Source organism: Peribacillus sp. Bi96, from assembly GCF_918698115.1.
Lineage (GTDB): Bacteria > Bacillota > Bacilli > Bacillales > DSM-1321 > Peribacillus.
The window spans coordinates 171,633-197,232 of sequence record NZ_CAKKLV010000008.1 but is presented as its reverse complement, the minus strand read 5'-3'; the positions used below and the strand labels follow the sequence as shown (position 1 = coordinate 197,232).

Below are 25,600 nucleotides of genomic sequence, written 5' to 3'. Positions count from 1 at the left end.
TATCCATTACTACAATCATCAACGAATCAAGGTAAAATTAAAAGGCATGAGCCCGGTAGATTACCGGATTCATGCCCTCAAGGCTGCCTAATTAAATAAAGTGTCTAACTTTTTGGGTTCACTTCAAACAACCGGCCCTTTTTCTTAAATTTGCACCTCTTTAAAAATATCCGTTTCCTGACCTGCATTCAAGCTTAGTACATCCTCTACATCTTGATATGATTTCCCATAAAGATCATCATCTTTGTAAGTATGGATTTCAGAATAAATCTCTTTCATGAAGTCAAAAACGTCTTCTTCATCAACAGATGGATTTGCCGGCCAATATAAGATTTCCATGGGAGTAATCTCCTTAGTGGCAAGCGATTTTCTGCTGTAGGAAATTGAAGAGGCATGCTTGAACCCTTCCCTTTTATAAAATTTCAGCCTTTTAAATGTATCATCATCATGTTCTTGTACTGGTTCCACTTCCAGCAAGATCGTTTTCTGCTTTTTTTGCAATTTTTGAATCAATTTCCTTCCTAGTCCCTGCCCCCTTGATTGCTTGGATACAAATAGATAATCAACGAATATAAACTCTTCCCCTTCAACATACAATAAAACATGGTCAGGACCTTCATCCTTTTTATATATTTCCTGCTTATCTTCTAAAAGAACTTCTATATGCTCTTTGGATTTCATTTCTTCAATGGGGAAATACTGATTTAATTTTTCATACCAATTCATTATTTAATCTCCTCTTTTACCAGTTTATACTTTCCAGAATTTTGCTTTTCCACTACAATAGTACTTAAACAGCATGAAAATATTAGGAGGGTTTTGATGATCAGTTACTTTACGGACTTTATTTTAGTCGCGGTTTGCGTTATAGGCATTACGGCTGTTAATGGCGTAGTGACGAATGGCATCGGCGAAAAATGGTTTGGCGGGAAACGTCACTCCCATATTTTTGATCAATCGAAACGAATTCAGTCAGGGTGGAATCAAGTTGGCGGGAATAAAGAGAGGTAATTCAGAAAGAATTTGGATGACCGTAAGGCATCACCCTTACGGTCATCTATCTTTCATGGGGTATAATCGACTCCCTTTGTATATCGATTCGCTGCATTCCATAATAAATACTCATCTATCCCATTATCATTTAACGCTTTTATTTGGGCTTCCACTTCTTCCTTACCATACTTTTGGTAATTTCCCTCTCCTAAATACGAAGCAGTAAAATCTTGAAGCCAAGGTCTGGAAGTCGGTGGCGTTTTTAATTCCTTCAGCTTCCCATTCTCCAATTTTGCATATTCCTTAACGAGGTCATATGGTTCCAAGTCTGGCTTATCGATGCCAAAATAAGATGTCCAATGACTTGGATAGATCATGGAGGAAATTACATCTACATTCTCTGAGATTTTAGTGAAGTTTTGTCCAATCCCGGGAGCTTCAGGCAATGTAGCCGCATATCCAAAAATATCAACTGACACATCCACCCCGTAAGGCTCCAGTTGTTTCTTCGCATAACTTACGAAATCAGTCACTGCCTGAACCCTTTTAGCTGAATGACTTACTTTCGCTTCATCATATTCACCCATATCATATTTCAAATCGTCTTCTTTATTTTCGAACCCTTCAGGAAACCTGACATAGTCAAATTGAATTTCTTTAAAACCCATCTTTGCCGCTTCAATGGCAATGCCGACATTATAATCCCACACCTCTTTTAAGAATGGGTTAACGAAGGCTTCCCCACGACCATTTTTCCATACTTTTTCGCCATTTAAATATGACAATTCAGGCTTCTCTTTAGCCAGAAGGGAGTCTTTAAAGACAACCACCCTTGCAATCGGATAAATGTGTTTATCCTCAAATTTTTTCAGCATTGCCTTTGGATTTTTTATGTAGTCTTTACCAATCCCAGCATATGGGGAATCGGGATCTTCGGTCTTATACGTAATGTTCCCAAAGTCATCCTTGATATCGATGACCATAGCATTCAAATCGGTTTCATCTACATATTTAATAAGTTCGTTCATTTTATTGCCACCCGCTGCGGGCGCGGTCACATATATTCCCCGCACCGCATCCGGATAGTCGAATTTTAACCCCGAATCAAAAACAAACCGCGGTGCACTCACTGGCAGTTCTTTATTTTCTAATGCTACCTGCCTAGTTTCGTTCATGCTCTGTGCATGAACAGGCTGTTGAACCAGGAATATGCACATACCTGTCATCAGCCATTTACTCATTGGTTTCATATCCTCCACCCCATTCGCCATCAGTCATCAATATTCAACAATATAATAGACCCCTTTCTTTAATACCACAACCATTTAACTTTACTCCTATATATTATAAATAATTAAAAAAACCTGCTTTACAAAATTTCAGCTTTAAGAATACGTTCAACAATCCTGTATTCCCTTGTGTTTATCCTTCCCTAAAATGGTCTGCTCATTGTGAAATATGTTAAACGGTTTGATTTTCCTTGAACTACTCATTTCATCCATATCACAAAAAAAAAACGGAAAATCCGTTCTATTGTGTAACTTTTTAATTATTTCGCTTTTTTTGTACATAACTAAGTTTTCGGAATAACTACCCACATTTTGGTAAATTATTTTATACCTTAGACTTCATGATAAGTTTAAGCGAACAAATTTACGTTTTCTCTAATATTCTTTCATCTTTTGGAGAATAACTGATCCCAACAAACACTAGAAAAATTCCGAGAAGCTGATAGATATCAGGATGGTAGTTCAAAATCGTCACATCCAGTAAGATTGCGATTATCGAATCAATAAAGACTAAAATAGCAATTGTTTGAGCCTTTAATTCACGTAAACTGCTGAAAAACAAATAAAACACAAATCCTGTATGAATAAATCCTGTAACAAGTATATAAAGCCAATTCTCAAAGGTAAGATGCACAAAATTTGACCATTCCACTAATGGAATCAATAATAAAACACCCAGAGTCGTTTGAATAACGGTTGTTAACAACGGGCTAAGTATTTGAATTCCCTTTCCCATGATCGAAGTAAGTGCATAGAAGAATGCTGCTGCAAACGCCCATAAAACTCCGGTGGATAAAAATCCGGTCATCGTTGTATGTTGATGAATTCCGCCGGCTAACAATGTTCCCAAAAAGCAAACAAAGAAAAAGACCAATGTAGGCCTTACATTCGTATTTAGAAAACCCATGCTTTTGCAATTCGATAATCGCCTTGTCTTCCATAAACACACCTTCTTAGCAGTTAATGTACTAACCACTATTGATCATTCATACCAAAAAGTCTACTGCCCACATGGTCTAGTCTAAACAAAACCAATTGGAAACAGGTTCAGAGAAGACAGAGCCAATCCATTCAAATGAAGAAACCCAGTTAAACTTCTAATGTAAAGGTAGCTGGGTTTAAAACTTGGATGACCAAATTAACACTTAAAAGAAAACTTTCAGTTCTATTGGCTTGATTGCCGATTCGATTATACATTTAATATGAATAAATGCTAAAATACAGATATAGTGGACAATTCGAATTCTCAAAAATTTCATCGATACAGGACAAAACGGCCCTCCACAAGATTTAAATGAGCGTTTCCTATCATGGGAGCACCGCACATTTCTTTCAAAGAAAGTGGATTCATTTTCTATTTATCCTTACAATAATGAAGAACGAATATCCATTTATCAATAAACGCAATTAGAGGAGTGACTAGTAGTTGAAAAGGATTTTCTCCGGCATTCAGCCATCCGGTTCCGTTACATTAGGAAATTACATCGGAGCCATGAAACAATTCGTTAACTTACAAAATGAATATGAGTGTTTTTTTTGTATAGTTGACCAGCATGCAATTACAGTTCCACAAGATCGCCTAAAGCTAAGGAAAAGCATTAAATCATTAGCCGCTTTATATTTGGCCATTGGTCTTGATCCTGAAAAAAATACCATCTTCATTCAATCAGAAGTACCTGCCCATGCTCAGGCAGGCTGGATTTTACAAAGTATATCCTATATTGGTGAACTTGAGAGAATGACACAATTCAAAGACAAATCCGCTGGCAAAGAAGGGGTATCTGCAGCACTTCTTACATACCCGCCGCTGATGGCTGCCGACATTCTCCTTTACAGTACAGATGTTGTTCCTGTCGGGGAAGATCAAAGACAGCATCTTGAATTGACACGCGATTTGGCTGAAAGATTCAATAAAAAGCACAACGACATTTTCAAAATCCCGGAAATCAGCCTTCCTAAAGAAGGGGCACGTATCATGTCCCTTCAAGAACCAACCAAGAAAATGAGTAAATCAGACCCTAACAAAAAGGCGACGATTGCCTTATTGGATGATCCGAAGCAAATTGAAAAAAACATCAAGAGCGCAGTAACCGATTCTGAAGGTATTGTCCGTTACGATAAGGAAAACAAGGCCGGTGTTTCCAACTTGATGTCGATATACTCCATTTTTAGTGGAAAAAGCTATTCAGAAATAGAAGAGATGTATGAAGGGAAAGGGTATGGCGACTTTAAAAGTGATTTAGCTGAAGTGGTTCTAGGAGAAATCCTCCCAATCCAGGAACGCTATAATGAATTGATCGATTCGCCTGAATTGGATGAAATTCTTGACCATGGTGCAGAAAAAGCGAACAATGAAGCCAATAAAATGATCAGAAAAATGTATAATGGTATGGGACTTGGCAGAAAGAGATAAAAGAAAAAGACGATCCTCATCGGATCGTCTTTTCTTTTGTTCATTCAAATTTTCATTTCCACTATAATATAGATGGGCTATCGCCAGCCTCCACTTGCCAAAGCTTTTCAAAAAAAGGCTGCCCCTTCACCAAGTTTTCACAAAGTTGAAGGTGCTTCACTGACCAGCCTTCCTTCATTTCTTCATATAACTCAAGCCAAGCTATTTGAAAATCCATTTCTTGAATGCTCTCATATTTTTCAGGAGCCCACTCAGTATACCAATAGCGGATTTCAGCGGTGTTTTTCGCCGTGAATAATTGGTCCATGGCCATGAATAATAATTGCTTCAACTGTCTTTCTTTTCTTGTCAACCCATTCATGAATAAGGGAGACGGCGATAAAATATGATATTCTTTCTCAGATGCAGGTTTTTCAGTAAAGGTGTAATCCATCTCATCCTGGTTCTCAATCATGTCGTAAACAATTTGTTCCTGCCGGGGAATTATTCTGCTTTTCCTAATCGGAATATGATAACCTATCGTATCAACAGCTAGAATTCCATTTCCATCAGTAACGATAAAACAATAGTCAAGCTGAATTCGTTCATGATTTTTCCTTGCATATGCTTTTTGGAATATATCATTTAACAATGGCTTAGGTAATTCCGATAAGTCGTTTTCTATGTAGTGGAACAATGTTGTTGACACTTTCAACAAAGGAACTTGATCTAGTAGTTCAATTCCATCATCCTTCCTCCATTCATGAAAATGACAAATATTATAGCCGTTTTCTTCTCCTTCAAACCAGTTAACCCATACATCATGAAGATATAGCATCATTCATCCCTCACTTAAACAAATTTCTGTTTGTCACTCAGTATAGGCAGGAACCAGACAATTTATTCCTATTCTAGAAAACAGATTAAGAAAAAAAGAACGTATATATTAGTTCTTTTTTGATAAGAATTCTTCAGATTGAATGATGAATGATTTTTTCACGGAGAGCTTTTCAAAATTCTTCACCAGGTAATAGCCACTACAGTATCCCAGCATATATGGGAACCCTTTCGCTCCAAGCAGAAGAACATCATGTTGAGGGTCTGTACGCTTTATCATGTGCTTTTCTTCTAAATGCTTGCTCCAAAATTCCCGCAGTTTATCTTCCTGATATAACTTAGTCCACTTCGCTAAATATTTAGCGCCTAAATATTTCCCCACTGTTCTTTCCGCCAGTCCTTCCATGATCATCGTATCAAGAAGAGTAAACTCTTTTTGTTCTTTTTTCAAATGATGTAGTCGGCAAACATGATGATATTCATGAATCAATACCGCCTCCATTTCCTTTTCAGCTATCCCCTTATCATAAAAAAGGAATAGTTTATCTTTAAATGCCAACCCTGACTTCGTTTCAACCGTTTTCTTCCACATACCTGAAGACATGAGTGGAAAAATATATATGGGAACATCAGGACCTCCCCATAGCTTTTTATAAGAAGTAAACAGGCTTTGTGTTTTTTTCCAAACGTTATTTTCTTTTAAGTCTTCCCAAGTGAGTTTCGTTTTTTGATTTGGCGAATACATGCCGTGCCTCAATAACTGTTTATAGATCATACCCGCATCAAGCGTATTGTTGAATGTACCTTTGAGTCTTTCCATCATCTGGACCGGACGGTTGAAATCTTCCTTCAACCATTCATTTGTTGAAATAACTCCCAATTCCCATACACCCCCGCTCCTTTTGACTATCGTATGATTAATTAAAGGCGGTTGACACATATTATTTCCTTGTATGTTTTCCCTTCAACACAAAAAGAGCAGATCCCAAAAGATCTGCTCTCAGACTGTAGGCAAACTCTCGATAATAATGGAGTTTGTCTACAGTTTTTTGAGGATTGTAGTTAATTTCCCCTCCAGGCACTCACTTTCCTCGTGGTCCGCCCTCGGCGCCTTTGTGCATGCGGGGCCCCACCCTTGGGACGCGTATTCCCGCAGGAGTTTCATACACCCGTTCCAATCAACTTTGATTTAACAGTTAGATAGACTCCCCCTTTTATCTACAAAAAAAGAGCAGATTCCAAAAGAATCTGCTCTTCCTTTAATTTATTGATATTTCTTGAAAAGAATGGTTGCGTTATGTCCACCGAATCCAAGTGAATTGCTGATGGCAGCATTGATTTCCAATTTTCTTGCTTGATTCGGAACATAGTCCAAATCACACTCTGGGTCTGGTGTTTCAATATTGATGGTAGGAGGCAGAATGCTGTCCCTGATTGCTTGGATCGTGAATATGGCTTCTACTCCACCTGCTGCACCTAACATATGGCCAGTCATGGACTTAGTAGAGCTTATTGCAAGTTTATAAGCATGGTCGCCAAAGACTTCTTTGACTGCCATCGTTTCATATTTGTCATTGTAAGGTGTACTTGTTCCATGGGCATTTACATATTGGATTTCTTCCGGGCTCAAGCCTGCATCCTCAATGGCAATTTTCATTGCTCTTGCCCCGCCTTCTCCACCAGGAGCCGGAGCCGTAATATGGAAGGCATCCCCAGTTGAGCCATAACCAGCTATTTCCGCATAAATCTTTGCCCCTCTATTCAATGCATGTTCCAGATCTTCGAGAACGATAATTCCGGAACCTTCTCCAATTACGAATCCATCACGATTCTCATCAAAAGGACGGCTCGCAGTCTGTGGATCAGGATTAGTCGATAAAGCCGTATTTGCACAGAAGCCTGCAACCGACATTTTTGTGATCGGTGCTTCGGCTCCGCCTGTGATCATCACATCGGCATCGCCCCGCTGAATCGCTTTAAACGCATCACCAATTGAATTTGTTCCTGTTGCGCAGGCTGTTACGGTACATGAATTTATTCCTTTAGCACCAAGTAAGATAGATACCTGGCCAGCTGCCATGTCCGGAATCATCATTGGTACGAAAAATGGGCTCACCCGCTTATACCCTTTGTTTAAAAAGTTTTCATGTTGTGTCTCAAGTGTCTCCAGCCCACCGATACCAGACCCGATCCAGACTCCGACACGAGCAGCATTTTCATCCGTTATTTCCAGTTTGCTATCATTATATGCCATAACAGATGCAGCAATGGCATAATGAGTAAAACGATCCATCTTGCGTGCATCTTTACGGTTGATATATGTCTCAATATCAAAGTCCTTTATTTCAGCTGCCACTTTAACGGGATATTCTTCGGCATTCAAGCGTGTTAATGGCCCTACCCCCGATTTTCCCTCGATTATATTCTTCCATCCAGTTTCTGCATCATTACCAACTGGAGAAATTGCTCCAATACCTGTTACAACTACTCGGCGATTAGTCATTAAAAATGGCTCCTTCCTATTTTAAAGCTCGTACGTTTTTTCTTCTTTTTTTATTTACCCCATCTTAGAGCGATTGCTCCCCAAGTGAGACCTCCACCAAAACCAACCATAATGATTAGGTCATTGTCCTTGACTCTTCCTGCTTCCATTTCTTCCACAAGGGCAATTGGAATCGACGCTGAAGAGGTATTTCCATATTTATGAACCGTTTTTGTCATTTTTTCAATCGGCAGACCTAAACGCTCTCTTGAAGCTTCCATAATCCGAATGTTCGCTTGATGCGGTACAAGTAAATCCACATCTTCTTTCGTCAATCCGGCTTTATCAAGTACACTCAGGCTGGATTCCCCCATCTGACGGACAGCAAATTTAAAAACTTCACGTCCATTCATATGAATAAAATCTCCATCCTGTAATAAGTGCTGCCCACCAGTTCCATCTGCCCCTAATTCGAAGGAAAGGATCCCTTTACCTTCCGCAACAGGGCCAAGAACTGCTGCACCTGCTCCATCACCAAAGAGAACAGCAGTATTGCGGTCTTCCCAATTGGTTATTCTTGATAGCTTTTCGACACCGACTATCAACACATGCTTATATGCACCCGTCTGAATAAATTGCTGTGCGGTGATCATTGCATACATAAAGCCAGCACATGCCGCACTTACATCCATTGCAGCAGCCTTTTTCGCTCCCAATTTCTCTTGAATCATACAAGCGACAGTAGGAAACGACTGATCCGGTGTCACAGTAGCTACAAGAATTAAATCAATTTCTTCCGCCGAAATTGCCGCATTTTCCAATGCAGCTTTCGCGGCTTCATAAGCCATATCGGAAGTATTTATTTCATCATTGGCAATTCTTCTTTCCTCGATACCAGTTCTAGTACGAATCCACTCATCAGAAGTGTCCATAATTTTCTCTAAATCCGCATTTGTAACGATTTTATCGGGTAAGTAGCGGCCAAGACCTAGTATTCCAGCATTCATTCTGCCATCCCCTTATATTTTAATGAGTTATTATAAGCATCTATTATTACCTGGTACTAATTTTATATAAAAAAACACTTCCTTGCAAGAGCTAACAATTTTAAAGTCTAAAAGTATCTGTTTCCGAAGTTGGACACGTGTCTATGCCAATGGGATTTTAGGGACATACATTATTATTAAATGAGAAAAGGGGGAGATTAGCGTGGACATCTTCAATCGCAACAACAATCAGAGAAGCCAGGATGATCATTTTTCGAATTTGATGTTTGGCAAGAAAGAGGAACCTGAACCTGAACATGAGAATGAGAAATCGAAGGTTGATTACATGCAATTGATGCAGAGCGTTGAAACATTAATGGGCTTATACGGTCAATACAAACCGGCCATCGATAAAATGAATCTGAACCCACTGATTTCCAAGTTCTTGAAGAAAGGATAAAAAAATGAGGCTGCCCGTTTACCTGGACAGCCTACCTTTAATTAACGCTGCGCATCTTGTTTGCCTAGCTCATAAGCCTCTTGCATTACGCTTTTAAACAGCTCCATGAATGGCTCTGCCATCTCCATCGAGAATGGAATCCCGCTCGCTTCAAGCTTTGCTTTAGCTTCAGGGAAGTACTTCATAGCGATTCCCATAAATTCAAGCGTTTTATCTGAACTCATTTTTCGTTTCCCCCTATCTATTTGAATTTTCATCAATTGATTTAAGTGAAATCCAAAGAAATCTCCATTCCATCATAATTGTCTATGGCCCTTTCGTAAAGGTCGTAATCATAAAATAATGAATATCAATTGATGTTCATTCCTATCCTTGAACATTATAGTACAAGACATATTGGTTAGAGGCAAATTTACAGATTTGTCCTTTATATTTTCCGTGCTTTACCACAAATTGTGATCATCTATTCTACATACTTTGGAATGTTTTTTATTTAGTGAATAAGCAGCTTCCCCTTCAAGTACACTCCATTCCTTGCCCACTTTAATCATGCTTTCTCCATTCTTTAAGTAAGTTTAATCGTTTATTATGTTTTCTTTGTAAAGCAACGCCTTCTGCCGGATCCATTTTACTATGAACTTCAAATATAGTTCCTTTATTGATTTTGGTTGTGGATTTACTCATTAATGATTCCATGCTTTCACCAAATATTAACTGTGCACATTTATCCCAGTGATCATCTATGCTGCTGCACAATTGGATGTTCTTATCGGAAGAAGAAGTAAGAACCCCTTCCAATGCCTGCACAAAATCTGTGATGAAGAGAGCATCTCCAGTATATTCGTGAGCAATTGCCTTTTTGATATCAGACTGTCCCATTTGACTGATGCCGGCTTCAAAGCTCATGCCTTCCGATTGCCAAGGTCCATATATCGTCGGTAAAAATATGATTTTTGCAGAATCTATTCCACGAATCCCGGTTAATATCGGCTGAAAAATACCCGCATCTTCATCTACCGGCATGAAAACAACAAAATTTGGCATTTCATTCATGCCATTTTTTTTGTATTTCTCAATGAAGGAAACGATTTCGCCTATTAGAGAATCGGGTTTATCCATTTTTCCGTGTTGGATATCGTAACAAGATATGAACACAGTGTCCTCCTGTGAAATATCCAATAATTTAAGCTTATTTATCGGAAAGTATATAAAATTGGCACTTCTGCCTATTTCAAGTTCCTTTTCTTCAATAATATGTTGGTTTGCTTTTGAATCCGTCCAATCAATTCCGATCACTTCTTCACCCTGGTTCAAAAAATATTGAGTCACATAGAAACCAACAAATTGATAAGTGCCAATGACAATGTATGTTTGCATAAATACAGCCTCCTCGTATGCCATCAAGCCCACTTCATCCGGCACGTCTAGTTTTTTTAGATGCTGTATCGTATGCAAACTATTGTAAAAATATATCCATTCTCATAAAGACTCTTCATTCTCATTGAAAAATTTCTGTATTTGATAGGGGATTTTATAACGTTTTTCAGGCAATAAATACGTTAGCTGCAAGTCTGCTTTCCTAGCCAGCTGGATTTGTCGATAAAGTGCGGCTTGCTCTTTCCGCATGCTTCCAAAAACCTGAATCACTTTCATAGGGATATTTTCCGCGATTACTTGATTTTCAGTATCCAGAATATGCTGTTCACATTCTGCTGGGTCGAGCTCATATGCAGCCGCAACCTCCGACAGCCACTTTTTATAGAAAAACTTATTATCCTTTTCCTTCTCAAGCTGTGCTTTCAAGGAAAAAACCGGATCGATCAATACGACTGAACGTATCTTACTTCCAAGTTCATTCATTAACTTTAAAGCGAGGAGTGCGCCTGTCCCCTCTGCCAATACATGAACCTTTTGATTGACTATTTCTTTTTTAATGAAGAGCATATATAGGTTAAGGGAAAGGTCAAGTGCTTTTGGACTGCCCCAGTTAGCTCCGTAAAAATTGGATGAAAATAGCGTGTATCCGTATTCCTTTAAATATTCCAATATCCGTAACCTGCCAGGATGCTGAAGCCAAAAGCTGCCGTCTTTTTCGACAAAATGGGTTCGGTCTCCAATCACCATTATAGAAAAGCCACTGGGCCGTTCTGGATAATGGACGATATTCCATTGGTCATCAATTTGAAAAGTTCGTTGTTCCATCGGTCACAAACTCCTTTAAGGAATATTACTACTATATTAATTTATGAAGAAAAATAGAAAGGGTCAGTGGAAACGCCTAACTTCTAATCCTAAATTAACCAAGCAGGGGTGATTTTGATTATTAGTGAGCCCCTATAATTTCCTTATTGACTTTTGGTACCAACTTTATTGCTTTTAAAGTTAACCTATGATTTAATGTATTGAATTATTTAATAGTTATTATTAAAAACACGTTTTAACTGTATATTAATTATGGTAAGATAAAAATGATTGTATTGGAATGAGGTGAAATTCGATGCGTTATGCTTGGGCAATTTTTTGGACATTCTTATTAGTGCATATGACTGTATATGTTGTTTCTTCCATGATCGGAGTTTCATACGATGCTAAACAGGGAACGATTTTAGGACTAGCTGCCGCTATCCTTATTTGCATCATCCCTGCTGTTTTGCCTGCTGGGCCAGCAAAAGACTCCCATCAACATTAATAAGCAAAATAGGACATCCTGACAAGGATGTCCTATTTGTTATACCGTCCTTTACTTTCGGTTAAACAACATTTCATATATTTTAAATCAGGACCAACTCATTATGATCTAAATCAATCGTTATTCCTTCTTTTAGCCCTTTTGTTCCTGCTATGATTTTACGGGCGATTTTTGTTTCCAGATGCTTTTGGATAAATCTCTTCAACGGTCTGGCTCCATATACAGGATCATATCCTTGTTCGGCAATGAATTCCTTAGCAGCCTCAGTTACGTTCAGAGTTATATTTTGTTCAGTTAACCTTACCTGTAATTGCTGAACCATCTTTTCTACGATTTCAACGATTTCTTGTTTAGTAAGAGGTTTGAATAAAACAATATCATCTACCCGGTTCAAAAATTCCGGACGAAAATGCCCTCTTAATTCTTTAAAGACTTGATCTTTTATTTCATCTTCAATCCCACCATCGATACGGTTGGACTGCAACAAGAAATGGGATCCGATATTGGAAGTCATAATGATTACCGTATTTTTACAGTTTATCGTTCTACCTTGGGAGTCGGTAATCCTTCCGTCATCCAACATTTGCAGCAATATATTGAAGACCTCAGGATGTGCCTTTTCAATTTCGTCCAATAATACGACTGAATATGGGTTTCTCCTAATTGCCTCGGTTAATTGCCCGCCTTCTTCAAATCCAACATATCCAGGAGGTGCACCAACAAGACGGGAAACGGAATGTTTCTCCATATATTCCGACATATCGATTCGAATCATATGATCTTCACTATCGAATAACGTTTCTGCCAGGGCTTTTACCAATTCTGTTTTACCGACACCCGTCGGCCCCAGGAAAATGAATGAACCAATCGGTCTGTTTGGATCTTTAATTCCCGCCCTTGCCCTTAAAACAGCATCAGATACAAGTTCTACCGCTTCCCCTTGACCTATTACGCGTTCATGAAGGATATCCGATAACCTGAGCAGCTTCTGTCTTTCACTTTCCACCAGCTTGTTAACAGGAATTCCCGTCCACCTCGCAACGACCGAAGCAATCTCCTCTTCCGTCACTTCCTGGCGGAGTAACCGTGATTCCTGTTTTTCCTTTTCCAATTCACCTTCCATGGCATCCAATTCTTTTTGAAGCTGTGGAATCCTTCCGTGTCGAAGTTCCGCTGCCCGGTTAAGGTCATAGTCGTTCTCTGCCTGTTCTAGTTCATGACGCAGCTTCTCAAGTTCCTCACGTTGATCCTGCACTTTTTGAAGCGCCGACTTTTCCATTTGCCACTTGGATTTCATGCTATTCGCTTGATCTTGAAGTTCTGAGAGTTCTTTTTGTAGCACTTCCAGCCTTTCTTTACTTTTAGGATCCTCCTCATTCTTCAAGGCCGCTTCTTCAATTTCAAGCTGCATCACCTTTCTCGTGATTTCATCCAACTCTGATGGCATGGAGTCAATTTCCATTCTGATCATCGCACAAGCTTCATCAATAAGGTCTATCGCTTTATCCGGCAGAAAACGTTCCGTTATATATCGGTTCGAAAGGACAGAGGCAGCCACGATCGCCCGATCATGAATCCTGACACCATGGTGAATTTCAAACCGTTCCTTTAACCCACGCAAAATTGAAATCGTATCTTCCACATCCGGTTCTGGAACCAGAACTTGTTGGAAACGACGTTCTAGAGCCGGATCCTTTTCAATATATTGTCGATATTCATCAAGGGTTGTTGCCCCGATGCAATGCAGCTCACCACGCGCAAGCATCGGCTTTAACATATTTCCCGCATCAAGTGCGCCATCCGTTCTGCCTGCACCGACAATTGTATGCAGTTCATCGATGAATAAAAGAATTTTTCCATCACTCTTCTTAATTTCATTCAATACCGCTTTAAGACGTTCCTCAAATTCACCGCGGAATTTTGCCCCTGCGACAAGCGCACTCATATCTAGTGAAAATACGGTTTTGTCCTTTAACCCTTCCGGAACATCCTTCCGGACGATCCTTTGCGCCAATCCTTCGACAATGGCTGTCTTACCAACACCAGGTTCTCCAATTAATACAGGGTTATTTTTTGTTTTACGTGATAGGATACGAATGACGTTTCGTATTTCCGTATCACGACCGATGACTGGATCGACCTTCCCTGATTTAACTTCAGCAACGAGATCCCTGCCGTATTTTTTCAGTACTTCATATGTGCTTTCAGGATTTTGACTAGTCACTCGCTGATTCCCCCTTACATCTTGTATAATCCGTTTTGCTTTTTCGTAATCGATTCCATATGATGAGAAAAGTTTATTTATATTCGTTTTATTGCCTTTCAAGGACGCCAGCAGCAAATGTTCGACTGATAAATATTCATCCTCCCACATCTGCATTTCCTTTTCGGCCACAGTCACAATTTGCTGGAGGGATGATGACATGTAAACCTGGGAAACACTTCCTCTCACTTCCGGCAATCGATCCAGTTCCTTATTAAGTTCTATTTCAAATTGATTCATCGGTTTATCAGACTCCGATAAAATCCTGATTAATAAACTTTCATCCTGTTCCATTAAGGTTTTTAATAAATGAAGCTCCGTCAGCTCGGGATTCCCTCTATCTTTGGCAAGCTCCTGCCCGCCAATGAATGCCTGCTGGGTTCTCTCCGTCATTTTATTAATATCCATCTAAAAACCTCCCATTCATCTATATCATGAACGAATTCCCACTCAGTTTGACCAACTTTGACCTTTATATTTTCATTATACTTCTAATTCTCCCCTTGTAAAGGAAAGTTATAAAAAATACAGGAACTATGGACGGATAAACGGCGAAAGCCTTTCTTCATAAAGAAGAAAGGCAAAAACCCTTTGTAAAAGGTATAACAACATTAAACATATACTTAGATGAAACAATCAAATTACGCTTTCACGGCCATTTTATTGTAACCATGGAATTCATCAAGAAATTGAAAATCCTTATCCGTACGACTTGAGAGGATCGTATCACGGAGCAGAATGCCTGCATCGGTCGTATTGTGGATGATTTCCCCCCACATTCTTGCACTCCTCTGAACATTAGCCGTACGCGGAATGCGTTCCTCTTGATATTCTAAAAATGCTTGTTCAATGTCATTTCCATGCTTATGAAGCATATCCGTTAAATAAGCCGCATCTTCTAAAGCCTGACAGGCCCCTTGCGCCAAGTATTGAAGCATCGGGTGTGCAGCATCGCCCGTAAGTGTAATCCTGCCTTTTGTCCAATTATCAATTGGTAAACGGTCATACATTGGCCAGCGGCGTTGACGTTGAATGAATGAAATTGCATTCTGAACAAGCTCGCAAGTTCCAGCAAAAACACGATCCATTTCTTCCGGCGTTCCCCATTGATTCGTTTTTTCGTTTTCTTCCGTGTATTGAGAACTTTTGAAGACCACTACTTGGTTGTATAGTTCTCCCCTTCTGACCGGATATTGAACAAGATGAAGATTTGGTCCAATCCACATATATACATCATCTAGATCTCCATGGCTCGTAACCTCTTCCATCGGAATTGCCCCTCTATATGCCACATATTGCGAGCAGACCGGTTGATCGTCCACGAACAGTTTACGCGCATTGGACCATAATCCATCAGCACCAATGACAGCCGTTCCTGAATGTTGGGACCCGTCAGCAGCAGTAACGGTAACTTCACCTTCATTTTCCACTGTTTCCATGATGGTTTGGTTAGTTACCAGCTCGATAAACGGGTTGCTTTCACATGCCTCGGCTAATACTCTGTGCAAATCGGAACGATGCAAAACAATATACGGGGCCCCATATCTTTCTTTATAAACATCACCTAAATCCAAGGCGGAAAGCTCCTTGCCGGAAAAGGCATCCATCAATACCAACCTTTTTGGAAAGACTGCAATTTCATTGATTTTATCCATAACGCCTAGGCGCTGTAGTACATTGGTTGCGTTTGCAGCAAGCTGAATCCCAGCACCTATTTCACCAAATTCAGGCGCTTGTTCCAAAACTTTCACATATTGTTTTGTTTCCGCAACTCCTAGAGCCGTTGCCAATCCGCCTATTCCTCCACCGATAACGATGAATGGTTTTTTTACTGTGTTCATCATCAATTCCCCCCTAAATTAGTTGTCTTTAGCCAAAGTTGCAGACCAGCATCACGGTAAGCGTTTTCATTCGACTGGCATTCTCAAATATTCATCAGGATGGCTGGATGCTCTCAAACAGATTACTTTTATACCAAAACAGGCTTGAATTCACTTTCAACATTTTGGTACCCATTGTTTGCATCAAATGCCTGTTGCTGTTCCAAATCGAATTTCTCCATGATTGGTAGGTCATTTACCGAGAATAAGTAAGAATCCACTTCTGCAACGTGCTCATGCCATGCCCAATTCGGAACGACGAAATAATCTCCCTTGGACCAGTCAAAACGTACGCCATTAATGACCGTATAGCCTGACCCTTGGTGCACTTGATAGATGGTGGAATGGGTATGGCGATGTGCTTTCGTATGGAATCCTTTCGGCAGCTTTTGCATCCATGCCCCCATCGTCGGATTGGCTGTTTGTCCATTAGAAGGATTGATATATTCAACGGCAAAACCTTCATATGGATCTGGATCGAAATTCATTAATCCTTCAATCGCTGCTTTAGTGCCTTTCCACTTGTAGTTGGCAAGCGGTGCCACTTGTGAATACCGGTCGGATACTGGACGAACCATTCCGCCTTGATAACGGTGCTCTGAAAAATTATCCGGTCGTTTAGGCGTTTCAATCCGATCTGGATATGGTTCAAAGAAAGTGCCGCCTATGGAATAGATAGTTGGGATATCAAGGGCATCCATCCAAATCATTGGTTTTTCGCCAACATGTCCATGACCATGCCATAGGTTTTTAGGCGTGATTAAGAAATCCCCTTCTTCCATGAAGATCCTTTCTCCCTGCACGATGGAGTAGGCACCTTCACCATTCGTAATGAAACGAAGTGCACTTTGGGAGTGACGGTGGGAAGGGGCCACTTCACCTGGCAACAATAATTGAACCGCTGCATAAAGCGTTTGTGTTGTCGAAGCCCACCCCCAAGGCTGGCGATAAGTAAGGCCAGGGTTTTGAAAATAAATGGCCCTGCGCTCCCCTCCTCGATCAGGAGTGAAGATTTCAGCTGCTTCCATCAATTTTTTTGTCAAAAGCTCTTCTTTCCATAAATAAGCATGGGCATGAGGTTTAGGTTCATGGTCCATCAGAGCGGGGATGGCTTCCCAAAGTGGCCCAAGGTTGTATTGCTGGATATCCTTTGTAAAATCTTTTACGATTGTACTATTCATGTATTCTGATTTTTCAGCCACAATAATCCCTACTTTCTTTTTTATCTATCCTCATTTGATTTTAGAAAGATTCCGCTTGATTTGACCATAGTGTCCTGAAACATGCTCATCGATGAAGTGATCCACAATATAAGAAACGGGTTTGTTTCCGAATTTGGCGAAGTTCCGGTGTGGTGATTCTTTAGATAGTGTTTCTTCATCTAATTCCCCAAGCACGCTCTCCACTTTATATTTAAGCTCCTCCACTTGCCTAAAGACATCATCTACAGAAAGTTGTTCCGTATCAGTAACTGCTGCCAACCGAGCTGGATCTTGCAATCCACGTCCCCATTTTGATCCAGGCGTGGCCACTACCGTTTCCACTTCACCTAACCAATAAGGTATGGCTTCCGCTAAATGGGAAAGAATCTGCATGATTGACCATTCATCCTCTGTAGGGTTACGACGGATCGTTTCCTCCGTGAGTTTATTGGTTGTCTCCAGAATGTGGTCGATTGATTGTTGAACCGATTTGATCGCTGTTTCGATTTCCTGAAAAGCCATACTTATTTTCCCTCCCCTGCACGACTTACACGGTTTTCAAGATAACCTATTTTGTCGATTTCAATTTTGACAACGTCACCATCTTGTAAGAATACTTGTGGATCACGGGCTACTCCTACCCCGCCCGGTGTTCCAGTGAGGACGATGTCGCCAGGTTCAAGAGTCATTAAGTTCGATAGGAATTCAACTAAATACTTCACATCGAATACGAAGTTGGATGTATTCGTTTTTTGGCGTTCTTCTCCATTTACAGTTAATCGAACATTTAGACCGGATGGATCGGGTAGCTCATCGGTAGTGACTAACCAAGGTCCCATGGGAGCACTTCCTTCAACCGTTTTTCCTTGAAGCCACTCAAGTGTACGCCGTTGGATATCACGATACGTAACATCATTCGCAATTGTATAACCCGCGACATAATCAAGCGCATCTTCTTGTGAAACATTACGTGCCCTTTGTCCGACTACAAAAGCGAATTCCGCTTCATAATCAAGCTGTTCAGATATAGGGAAGAACGGAATGTCATCCTGGGGACCGATTACTGTATTGGCGAATTTTGCGAATACCACTGGGAATGGCGGCAATTCGCGGCCCATTTCAGCAATGTGCTCACGGTAGTTATGTCCGACACAAATAATTTTGCCTGGCTTTTGGACAGGTGCCTCAAGTTTTATATTTTCAACCTCATGTATCAATTTATGTCTGAATGAATCACGATTATTAAAGGCAAAGTCTGCAGCCTTCTTAGCGATGGAAAGGCTTTCATTCCCGCCCTGTAAAAACGCTTCCATTGATGCAGGTACATACGCTTCAGCGATTTGTTCACTGCGAAGTTTTCCTTCACTTTCAAGAAGAGCTTGATAAGCATAGTTCAAGTCTACTATTTCATTATTCGGGTAAAGAGCTCCAATACGTTTAAAACCATCACTGCTGAAAGTTACTAATTTCATATTTCATTCTCCTTTATTATCTTTATTTTTAGAAATCTTGATTTAATTTTCTTTATCCTTATTTGTGGACTAATTCTGCTAGATTCCCCAAAACAGAATATGGATGATAACCGCACTATCAATTCCACTTATAGATAACTTTGTTCACTATTTATATACATAATAACGTAATTTTCGGAATATTGTCAAGAAAGTATTGCAAATTTTTGTGCAAATGTTATCATCTACACCATTATGAGACCTCTGGAGCCAATATTTATTTAGGTGGAAAGTATCTAATAGCTTTTACAGACCTACTTTTTTATTGCTTCATTTCATTAAATTTTACAGATTCTGATATACTAGACCTAAATTAAAACAGATTAGGAGATTGACATATGGAGATCGTAAAATCTGGTTCGACGATTCAATCATTACAAATAGGGATGAGCATTATCGAGTTACTAGCTTCCCAAAGAACTCCTTTAAGATTCTCTGATATTCAGGAATCAACGGAAATAACGAAAAGTAACCTCTATAAGTATTTGAATACGTTGACTCAACTCGAGTTACTATATCGTGATAAGACAACTGGTATGTATCACCTTGGCAGCAAACTGATTCAATACGGAATGGCAGCGATAGGAAATGAGGACGTCACAAGCAGGATAACTCCATATTTACAGGAAATCAGTCACCATACCTCCTGCACAGTCCTATTCTCCGTTTGGACTTACGATGGGCCCATCACGGCAAAAATATGGAATTCCAATCAAAACTTAAATATCGGGGCACAGCTAGGAACGCGTCTACCCCCTTCATCTTCTTCCGGAAAAGTATTCACTGTATTCCAGGATTCTTCTTTGACAGCGGACTGGATTGAAAAAGATCGTAATGTTACAGGGGCTTTCCTTAAAGAAACAGAGGAATATCATGAAATTCGGAAATACAAAATCGCTTTTGCCAAAGAGCCCCTTGTGCCTTCTGTTTCTTCCATGTCCATTCCGGTTTTTAATTATAATGCGGAATTATTGGGCGCGATCACTGCCGTGGGATTCACCGAGAGTATTCCGGATCATTACGATGATCCTTTGAGTCAATATTTAAGAAAGAGCTTTTTGGAAATCTCGAAAATCTTCGGTTATTCCGAAGAATAAAAAAAGCAGGAAAAAGGATACCAATCGTCCCTTTTCCTGCTTTTCGTTTTTTTCATGGCTTTCGCTTATATGTCCATATCCGGTTATGATTGGATGTCTCAGGAAAGGCATCCCCTGCATCAAGCTTTACCATTTTCGGATTCACTACCGTGCTGCCCGTTTCACCGATTTCTACGTAGGTCCCATTATTAGGTGCCTTGTGACCTGGCTTAAATTGACGATTTTGCCCCATAGATTTCACCCCTTTACATGCTTTCCTTGTTATTATTACCAGGTTCCTTTCTTTCATGTCAGAAAAATTAAGAACATACAGGAAATCGGTTGAATCAAAAAGCGTCTGCTCAGTGAGCAGACGCTTTTTTGGTTAAGACATTAAATCCACCAGAACCGCCTTTTGGGCATGAAGACGATTTCCGGCTTGGTGGAACACGACGGAATTCGGTCCATCGATGACTTCAGAGGTTACTTCTTCCTCTCTGTGTGCAGGCAGGCAATGCATAAATAAATAATCATTTTTAGCATATTTTACAAGTTCATTATTGATTTGATAATCTTTAAAAGCTTCTAGGCGGATATTATTCTCGATTTCCTGACCCATGGAGGTCCAAACATCAGAATAGACGATATCCGCATCTTGTATTGCGTCTGATGCTGATGTTGTCACGACAATTTCACTGCCAGTCTCTTTTGCAACCTCTTGAGCATAGGCAACGACCTTTTCGTCAGGTTTGTATGCTTCAGGACACCCAATGGAAAAATCCATTCCCATTTTTGCGCAGCCGACCATCAATGAATTGGCAACATTATTGCCGTCACCGATATAACTCATCTTCAAGCCTTTTAGCTGACCTTTTATTTCGATTATCGTCAAGAAGTCAGCAAGCACCTGACAAGGATGGGCAAGGTCCGTTAGCCCATTGATGACTGGAATAGAGGCATTTTCTGACAACTCCAGGATTTTTTCATGCTCGAAGGTACGAATCATGATGCCATCAATATATTCAGAAAGGACTTTTGCAGTATCGGAAATAGTTTCACCACGTCCAATTTGCAAGTCATTACCACTTAGGAACAAAGCGTGACCACCAAGCTGCATCATGCCCACTTCAAAAGAAACACGGGTACGGGTGGACGATTTTTCAAATATCATCCCCAGCGTTTTACCTTTTAAAGGCGTATATTCCTCTCCAGCTTTCAATTTGCTTTTAATGGTCTGCGCTAGCTTTAACAGATCTGCGATGGCTGTGGGTGTAGACTCTTTCATGGTCAAAAAATCTTTTCCATTTAAAATCTTCGCTTTTGCCGGTGCCGTCATTGAACTCATACGTGTGACACTCCTTTCGAATATGTTACAAGCCATTCCTGAAGCGAGGTAACGCCTGGATTAGCATTTTCTAACGATTGTAGATAGGCCTTGAAAGTCTCTTCTTCCGTAAACGCTAGAAGTCGATATTTCGCAGCAAGTAACCTTAGACTCTTATCTTCTTCTGTCGTTCCATATGCCAAAACGACCGCTGCATTTCCTTCATTTAACCATTTATCAAAATCAGAATTCCCCAGTGTCAAACCCGCTTCATTGATGAGTGCTAGCAAATCTTCACTTAATTGGACTGATTCGGATTGATAAACACCTGAAGCTTGTTTAGCCTTTTGAGCATGGAATACTTTAGTCAATGCTTCTTTTACCGTTTCTCCAATGGCGATTCCTTCACCTGTCGATTTCATTTCCGGCCCTACTTTTGAATCAAGGCCGCTTAATGCAAACGTTGAAAATACTGGGTACTTGACGACTGAATACGGAATTTCTTCCATTAACCCGGTTTTTTCGAATGCATTCGACAACGAGTATTTCCCGAGCAATATTTTTGTCGCAATCTGTACTAAAGAAACATTAGTGACTTTACTGATGATTGGAATCGTCCGGCTGGCACGAGGATTCACTTCCAAAACATATACACTAGTTCCTTCAATCACGAATTGGATATTCATAAGTCCTTTATAACCAAGTTCCCTTACTAGCTTTTTAGCATAAAGGGTCATTTTATCTTTGATAGCATCTGTTAAGGTTTGAGCTGGCAATATTGCCATGCTATCGCCTGAATGCACGCCTGCCTTCTCTATATGCTCGGCAATGATGGGAATATATACATCATTTCCATCCGCAATCAAATCGATTTCGGCTTCTTTTCCTGGAATATAGGAATCGATCAATACTGGATATACAAGTGCCGTTCCATTTACCATTCTATTCAATAAGCTTTCCTTGGAGCGGATGATTTCCATTCCCTGGCCGCCAATTACATAGGATGGGCGTAAGAGCACTGGAAAACCGATTGCCTCTGCACGGACAATTAATTGTTCTTCACCATTAGCCATTGAACCCGGTACATGGGGGATATCCAGTTTTTGAAGTAGCTGATAAAAACGATCACGGTCTTCTAATTGATCAAGTGTATCGAAGGACGTCCCCAATAAATTGACACCGTATTCTTCCAGGCCTTTTGCAAGGTTTATCGCGGTCTGCCCACCAAATTGGACGATGACGTCTTCAATATCTTCCGCTTCTATTACATTAAGAACGTATTCAAGAGTTAAAGGCTCGAAATAAAGACGATCGGCTGTTGCAAAATCCGTACTTACCGTTTCAGGGTTATTATTGATCATGATCGTTTCAACATTTTCTTCCTGAAGTGCATAAACCCCGTGAACGGAACAGTAATCAAATTCGATTCCCTGTCCAATCCGGATAGGACCGCTGCCGATCATCAAAACTTTCTTTTTATCCGTTTTTTTCTGTTCGTTCTCCCCAAAATATGTTGAATAATGATAGTTCGTATGGGATGCGAACTCAGCTGCACATGTATCAACCGTTTTGTAAACAGCCGTGAGGCCGAATGATTTCCGGTGTGCCCTCAATTCCTTCTCACTAACATTCCATATGGAAGCAAGATATTTGTCGGAGAAGCCCTTTTCTTTGTATAGCTGAAGTTCTTCTTTTGTAACCAAATCGATTGTCTTGCCGGTGATATCATTTTCAATCTCGATCAGCGATGCAAATGATTGAAGGAAGAAATAATCAATGATGGTCGCTTCATGTATTTCTTCAACTGTCACACCTTTACGTAGCATTTCAAAAATGACAAAAATGCGTTCGTCAGATTTCTCAGTAAGCTTTTCCCATAGTTCAGGAACGGTTTTATCTTTTAACGATAAAAGTTGCAGTCCATTCGTCTTTAGTTCCAGCGAATCGACGGCCTTTTGAACTCCACCTTCAAAGCTGCGATGTAAAGCCATCACTTCACCTGTTGCCTTCATCTGAGTTCCCAATTGCCGGTTTGCGGTCGTGAATTTATCGAATGGCCATCTCGGGAACTTCACGGCTACATAGTCAAGAGCAGGTTCGAAGCTGGAATAAGTACTTTTCGTTACAGGATTGATGAGTTCCGATAGATGGTATCCGACGGCTAGCTTAGCGGCTATTCGTGCTATGGGATAACCTGTTGCTTTGGAAGCTAGTGCCGATGAACGGCTGACGCGTGGGTTTACTTCTATTAGATAATATTGTTTGCTATTAGGATCAAGTGCGAATTGAATATTACAGCCGCCAATGATTCCTAATGCAGAAATGATTTTTATGGAAGCAGCACGTAGCATTTGAAACTCATCATCAGATAAAGTCTGTGATGGTGCCACGACAATGGAATCACCTGTATGGATACCGACCGGATCGATATTTTCCATATTACAGATTGTAATGCACGTATTGTTACCATCTCGCATAACTTCATATTCGACTTCTTTATACCCGGCTATGCTTCTTTCAATCAAGCATTGTGTAATCGGGCTTTCTTGGAGTCCGCCCCGTACAAGCTCTTTAAATGCATCCAGTGAATCAGCAATCCCTCCGCCTGTGCCGCCAAGTGTATAAGCGGGACGAACGATGATGGGGAAACCGATTTTGTCGGCAAAAGCCAGCGCTTCTTCAAGAGTATGAACAATTGTACTGTCGGGAACGGGTTCATTTATTTCAAACATCAGCTCACGGAACAGTTCACGATCCTCCCCTTTTTTGATGGAGTCGATCGGAGTTCCTAATAATTTGACATTATGTTTTTCAAGCACTCCTGCATCATCCAATTGATAAGCAAGATTCAATCCTGTCTGACCGCCTAATGTAGCGAGCAGGCCATCCGGTTTTTCTTTGGCAATGATCTTTTCCAGTACATCAACTGTCAAAGGTTCGAAATAGACAGCATCCGCATTCATATCATCAGTCATGATCGTTGCCGGATTGTTGTTTACCAGTATGACTTTATATCCTTCTTCTTTTAAAGCGAGGCAGGCCTGTGTACCTGCATAATCGAATTCGGCGGCCTGCCCGATGACAATCGGCCCCGAACCGATCACTAAAATGGTCTGTATCGTGTTGTCCTTAGGCATATGCTTTTTCTCTCCCGCTATAATCAATTATCATTTGTAAAAAGTCGTTGAATTGTGATGAGCTCTCAATGGGACCTGGATTTGCCTCTGGGTGGTACTGGGTAGTGAAGATTGGCAGGTCTTTATGCATGAGTCCCTCAACTGTGCCATCATTCACATTTCTGAAGCGAACTTGGAGTGGTGTTCCCTGTAAGCTCGGTTCATCCACCTCATAACTATGATTTTGAGAACTCATATACACCTTTTTCGTTTTCAAATCGACCACGGGCTGGTTCGCACCGCGATGTCCAAACAGCATTTTTTTTGTATTTCCCCCAAAGGCAAGGGCCGTTAATTGATGACCGAGGCAGATGCCCATCGTTGGGAAATTCGTAATGACCTTTTTTATATTACCTAAAAGATATTCCAGCTGTTTTGGATCCCCAGGCCCATTTGAAAGCAAAATACCATCGGGCTTCAATTCCTTGATTTGTTCAAATTCAGTATCGAATGGCACGACAGTGACCCGGCAGCCCTGCTCAACCAATGAATCCAATATGGATTTTTTATAACCAAAATCCATCATCACAACGTGTTTGGAACCTTCCCCGAAGCTTTCAATCTCTTTAGTGGAAACTGAGGCTACATGCGCTTCTAGACCATTCAGAGAGGCTTCGAACGTGAATGCAGTTTCTGCAGTGATGGCTGCCTGCATGGAGCCTTCCTGTCTTATATTCTTTACGACCGCTCTTGTATCCACATGACTCAATAGAGGAATATTCCATTTGTCTAAATATTCACCAAGGGAATATTTAGCTTGGTAATGAGAATGGCTCATTTTTCCTTCATATACAATAACACCGGCAACATGCGGCTTCTTACTTTCAAAATCATATTCATTAATTCCGTAATTTCCGATTAAAGGATATGTGAAAATGACAATTTGATCTTTATATGAAGGATCCGTCAATACTTCCTGATATCCTGTCATTCCTGTAAAAAAAACAATCTCTCCAGTGATTGCTTTTTCAGTCGATTTAGTCAGCAGTTCCCCTTCAAAAACGGAACCATTCTCTAAATGTAGATAGTTTTTCATGTTT

At 40.3% G+C, this 25,600-nt stretch carries 25 protein-coding genes; 6 read left to right on the top strand and 19 right to left on the bottom strand.

The window, feature by feature from the left end; all coding sequences use genetic code 11:
* On the top strand, positions 1-91 hold a 91-nt coding region (locus LQ203_RS12805; RefSeq protein ID WP_230156708.1), incomplete at its 5' end, for an IS3 family transposase.
* 53 nt (positions 92-144) lie between these two features.
* On the opposite strand, the gene LQ203_RS12800 is transcribed toward LQ203_RS12805, so the two are convergent.
* Positions 145-726 (bottom strand): GNAT family N-acetyltransferase, encoded by a 582-nt coding sequence (locus tag LQ203_RS12800; protein WP_230158734.1) that lies wholly within the window; start codon positions 724-726, stop codon positions 145-147.
* A gap of 96 nt (positions 727-822) precedes the next feature.
* Between LQ203_RS12800 and LQ203_RS12795 the strand changes: the two genes are divergently transcribed.
* A complete protein-coding gene (locus LQ203_RS12795) occupies positions 823-1,011 on the top strand; it encodes an FAD:protein FMN transferase (protein ID WP_230158733.1) in 189 nt (62 codons plus the stop codon).
* A 53-nt stretch (positions 1,012-1,064) separates the two neighbouring features.
* Here LQ203_RS12795 and LQ203_RS12790 read toward each other — a convergent pair whose 3' ends face one another.
* Both LQ203_RS12790 and LQ203_RS12785 read right to left on the bottom strand, forming a co-directional pair.
* Entirely contained in the window at positions 1,065-2,210 is a 1,146-nt protein-coding gene (locus tag LQ203_RS12790) for a putative glycoside hydrolase (protein WP_230158745.1), read from the bottom strand.
* A 436-nt stretch (positions 2,211-2,646) separates the two neighbouring features.
* Positions 2,647-3,189: a DMT family transporter gene (locus LQ203_RS12785; protein ID WP_230158732.1), complete on the bottom strand. Its 543-nt coding sequence runs from the start codon at positions 3,187-3,189 to the stop codon at positions 2,647-2,649.
* Between the two features lie 519 nt (positions 3,190-3,708).
* Between LQ203_RS12785 and trpS the strand changes: the two genes are divergently transcribed.
* The gene (gene trpS / locus LQ203_RS12780; RefSeq protein ID WP_230158731.1) at positions 3,709-4,695 is read left to right on the top strand and encodes a tryptophan--tRNA ligase; all 987 of its coding nucleotides are present in this window, start codon (positions 3,709-3,711) and stop codon (positions 4,693-4,695) included.
* 61 nt (positions 4,696-4,756) lie between these two features.
* Here the strand turns inward: trpS and LQ203_RS12775 are convergent, their stop codons facing one another.
* The 4 genes from LQ203_RS12775 to LQ203_RS12760 form a co-directional block, all read right to left on the bottom strand.
* Entirely contained in the window at positions 4,757-5,512 is a 756-nt protein-coding gene (locus LQ203_RS12775) for a YjbA family protein (protein ID WP_230158744.1), read from the bottom strand.
* Positions 5,513-5,620: 108 nt separating this feature from the next.
* Positions 5,621-6,391, bottom strand: coding sequence for a DUF2268 domain-containing putative Zn-dependent protease (locus LQ203_RS12770; protein ID WP_230158730.1), 771 nt, complete (start codon positions 6,389-6,391; stop codon positions 5,621-5,623).
* Between the two features lie 384 nt (positions 6,392-6,775).
* Positions 6,776-8,014, bottom strand: a complete 1,239-nt coding sequence (fabF, locus tag LQ203_RS12765) for a beta-ketoacyl-ACP synthase II (protein ID WP_230158729.1) — start codon at positions 8,012-8,014, stop codon at positions 6,776-6,778.
* Positions 8,015-8,064: 50 nt separating this feature from the next.
* Positions 8,065-9,000 carry a beta-ketoacyl-ACP synthase III gene (locus tag LQ203_RS12760; RefSeq protein ID WP_230158728.1) on the bottom strand — a complete coding sequence of 312 codons (936 nt, stop codon included), beginning with the start codon at positions 8,998-9,000 and terminating at the stop codon, positions 8,065-8,067.
* A gap of 202 nt (positions 9,001-9,202) precedes the next feature.
* Here LQ203_RS12760 and LQ203_RS12755 point away from each other — a divergent pair, with 202 nt between their 5' ends.
* A complete protein-coding gene (locus LQ203_RS12755; RefSeq protein WP_230158727.1) occupies positions 9,203-9,439 on the top strand; it encodes a hypothetical protein in 237 nt (78 codons plus the stop codon).
* Between the two features lie 41 nt (positions 9,440-9,480).
* Here the strand turns inward: LQ203_RS12755 and LQ203_RS12750 are convergent, their stop codons facing one another.
* The 3 genes from LQ203_RS12750 to LQ203_RS12740 all read right to left on the bottom strand — a co-directional run bounded on the left by LQ203_RS12750 (position 9,481) and on the right by LQ203_RS12740 (position 11,641).
* Positions 9,481-9,663, bottom strand: a complete 183-nt coding sequence (locus tag LQ203_RS12750; protein ID WP_034314525.1) for a ComZ family protein — start codon at positions 9,661-9,663, stop codon at positions 9,481-9,483.
* A gap of 319 nt (positions 9,664-9,982) precedes the next feature.
* Complete coding sequence (locus LQ203_RS12745; RefSeq protein WP_230158726.1) at positions 9,983-10,816, bottom strand: hypothetical protein; 834 nt, start codon at positions 10,814-10,816, stop codon at positions 9,983-9,985.
* Between the two features lie 102 nt (positions 10,817-10,918).
* Positions 10,919-11,641 carry a hydrolase gene (locus LQ203_RS12740; RefSeq protein ID WP_230158725.1) on the bottom strand — a complete coding sequence of 241 codons (723 nt, stop codon included), beginning with the start codon at positions 11,639-11,641 and terminating at the stop codon, positions 10,919-10,921.
* A gap of 295 nt (positions 11,642-11,936) precedes the next feature.
* On the opposite strand from LQ203_RS12740, the gene LQ203_RS12735 reads away from it, so the two are divergent.
* Complete coding sequence (locus LQ203_RS12735; RefSeq protein WP_230158724.1) at positions 11,937-12,128, top strand: YjzD family protein; 192 nt, start codon at positions 11,937-11,939, stop codon at positions 12,126-12,128.
* Between the two features lie 82 nt (positions 12,129-12,210).
* On the opposite strand, the gene clpB is transcribed toward LQ203_RS12735, so the two are convergent.
* The 5 genes from clpB to LQ203_RS12710 form a co-directional block, all read right to left on the bottom strand.
* Positions 12,211-14,799 (bottom strand): ATP-dependent chaperone ClpB, encoded by a 2,589-nt coding sequence (gene clpB, locus LQ203_RS12730; protein WP_230158723.1) that lies wholly within the window; start codon positions 14,797-14,799, stop codon positions 12,211-12,213.
* Positions 14,800-15,032: 233 nt separating this feature from the next.
* Positions 15,033-16,235 (bottom strand): FAD-dependent monooxygenase, encoded by a 1,203-nt coding sequence (locus LQ203_RS12725; protein WP_230158722.1) that lies wholly within the window; start codon positions 16,233-16,235, stop codon positions 15,033-15,035.
* Positions 16,236-16,360: 125 nt separating this feature from the next.
* Positions 16,361-17,473, bottom strand: a complete 1,113-nt coding sequence (locus LQ203_RS12720; RefSeq protein WP_230158721.1) for a cupin domain-containing protein — start codon at positions 17,471-17,473, stop codon at positions 16,361-16,363.
* A gap of 30 nt (positions 17,474-17,503) precedes the next feature.
* On the bottom strand, positions 17,504-17,995 hold the full coding sequence (locus LQ203_RS12715) for a DinB family protein (RefSeq protein WP_230158720.1): 492 nt from the start codon (positions 17,993-17,995) through the stop codon (positions 17,504-17,506).
* A gap of 2 nt (positions 17,996-17,997) precedes the next feature.
* On the bottom strand, positions 17,998-18,945 hold the full coding sequence (locus LQ203_RS12710; RefSeq protein WP_230158719.1) for a fumarylacetoacetate hydrolase family protein: 948 nt from the start codon (positions 18,943-18,945) through the stop codon (positions 17,998-18,000).
* Positions 18,946-19,322: 377 nt separating this feature from the next.
* Here LQ203_RS12710 and LQ203_RS12705 point away from each other — a divergent pair, with 377 nt between their 5' ends.
* Positions 19,323-20,081 carry a helix-turn-helix domain-containing protein gene (locus tag LQ203_RS12705; RefSeq protein ID WP_230158718.1) on the top strand — a complete coding sequence of 253 codons (759 nt, stop codon included), beginning with the start codon at positions 19,323-19,325 and terminating at the stop codon, positions 20,079-20,081.
* Between the two features lie 52 nt (positions 20,082-20,133).
* On the opposite strand, the gene LQ203_RS12700 is transcribed toward LQ203_RS12705, so the two are convergent.
* The 4 genes from LQ203_RS12700 to LQ203_RS12685 form a co-directional block, all read right to left on the bottom strand.
* A complete protein-coding gene (locus LQ203_RS12700; RefSeq protein ID WP_230158717.1) occupies positions 20,134-20,313 on the bottom strand; it encodes a YjzC family protein in 180 nt (59 codons plus the stop codon).
* 132 nt (positions 20,314-20,445) lie between these two features.
* Entirely contained in the window at positions 20,446-21,405 is a 960-nt protein-coding gene (gene argF, locus LQ203_RS12695; protein ID WP_230158716.1) for an ornithine carbamoyltransferase, read from the bottom strand.
* Positions 21,402-24,521: a carbamoyl phosphate synthase large subunit gene (locus LQ203_RS12690; protein ID WP_230158715.1), complete on the bottom strand. Its 3,120-nt coding sequence runs from the start codon at positions 24,519-24,521 to the stop codon at positions 21,402-21,404. Before LQ203_RS12690 ends, argF begins: the two co-directional genes overlap by 4 nt.
* Positions 24,514-25,596, bottom strand: coding sequence for a carbamoyl phosphate synthase small subunit (locus tag LQ203_RS12685; RefSeq protein WP_230158714.1), 1,083 nt, complete (start codon positions 25,594-25,596; stop codon positions 24,514-24,516). The genes LQ203_RS12690 and LQ203_RS12685 overlap by 8 nt, the downstream gene beginning before the upstream one ends.
* Between the last annotated feature and the right edge of the window lie 4 nt (positions 25,597-25,600).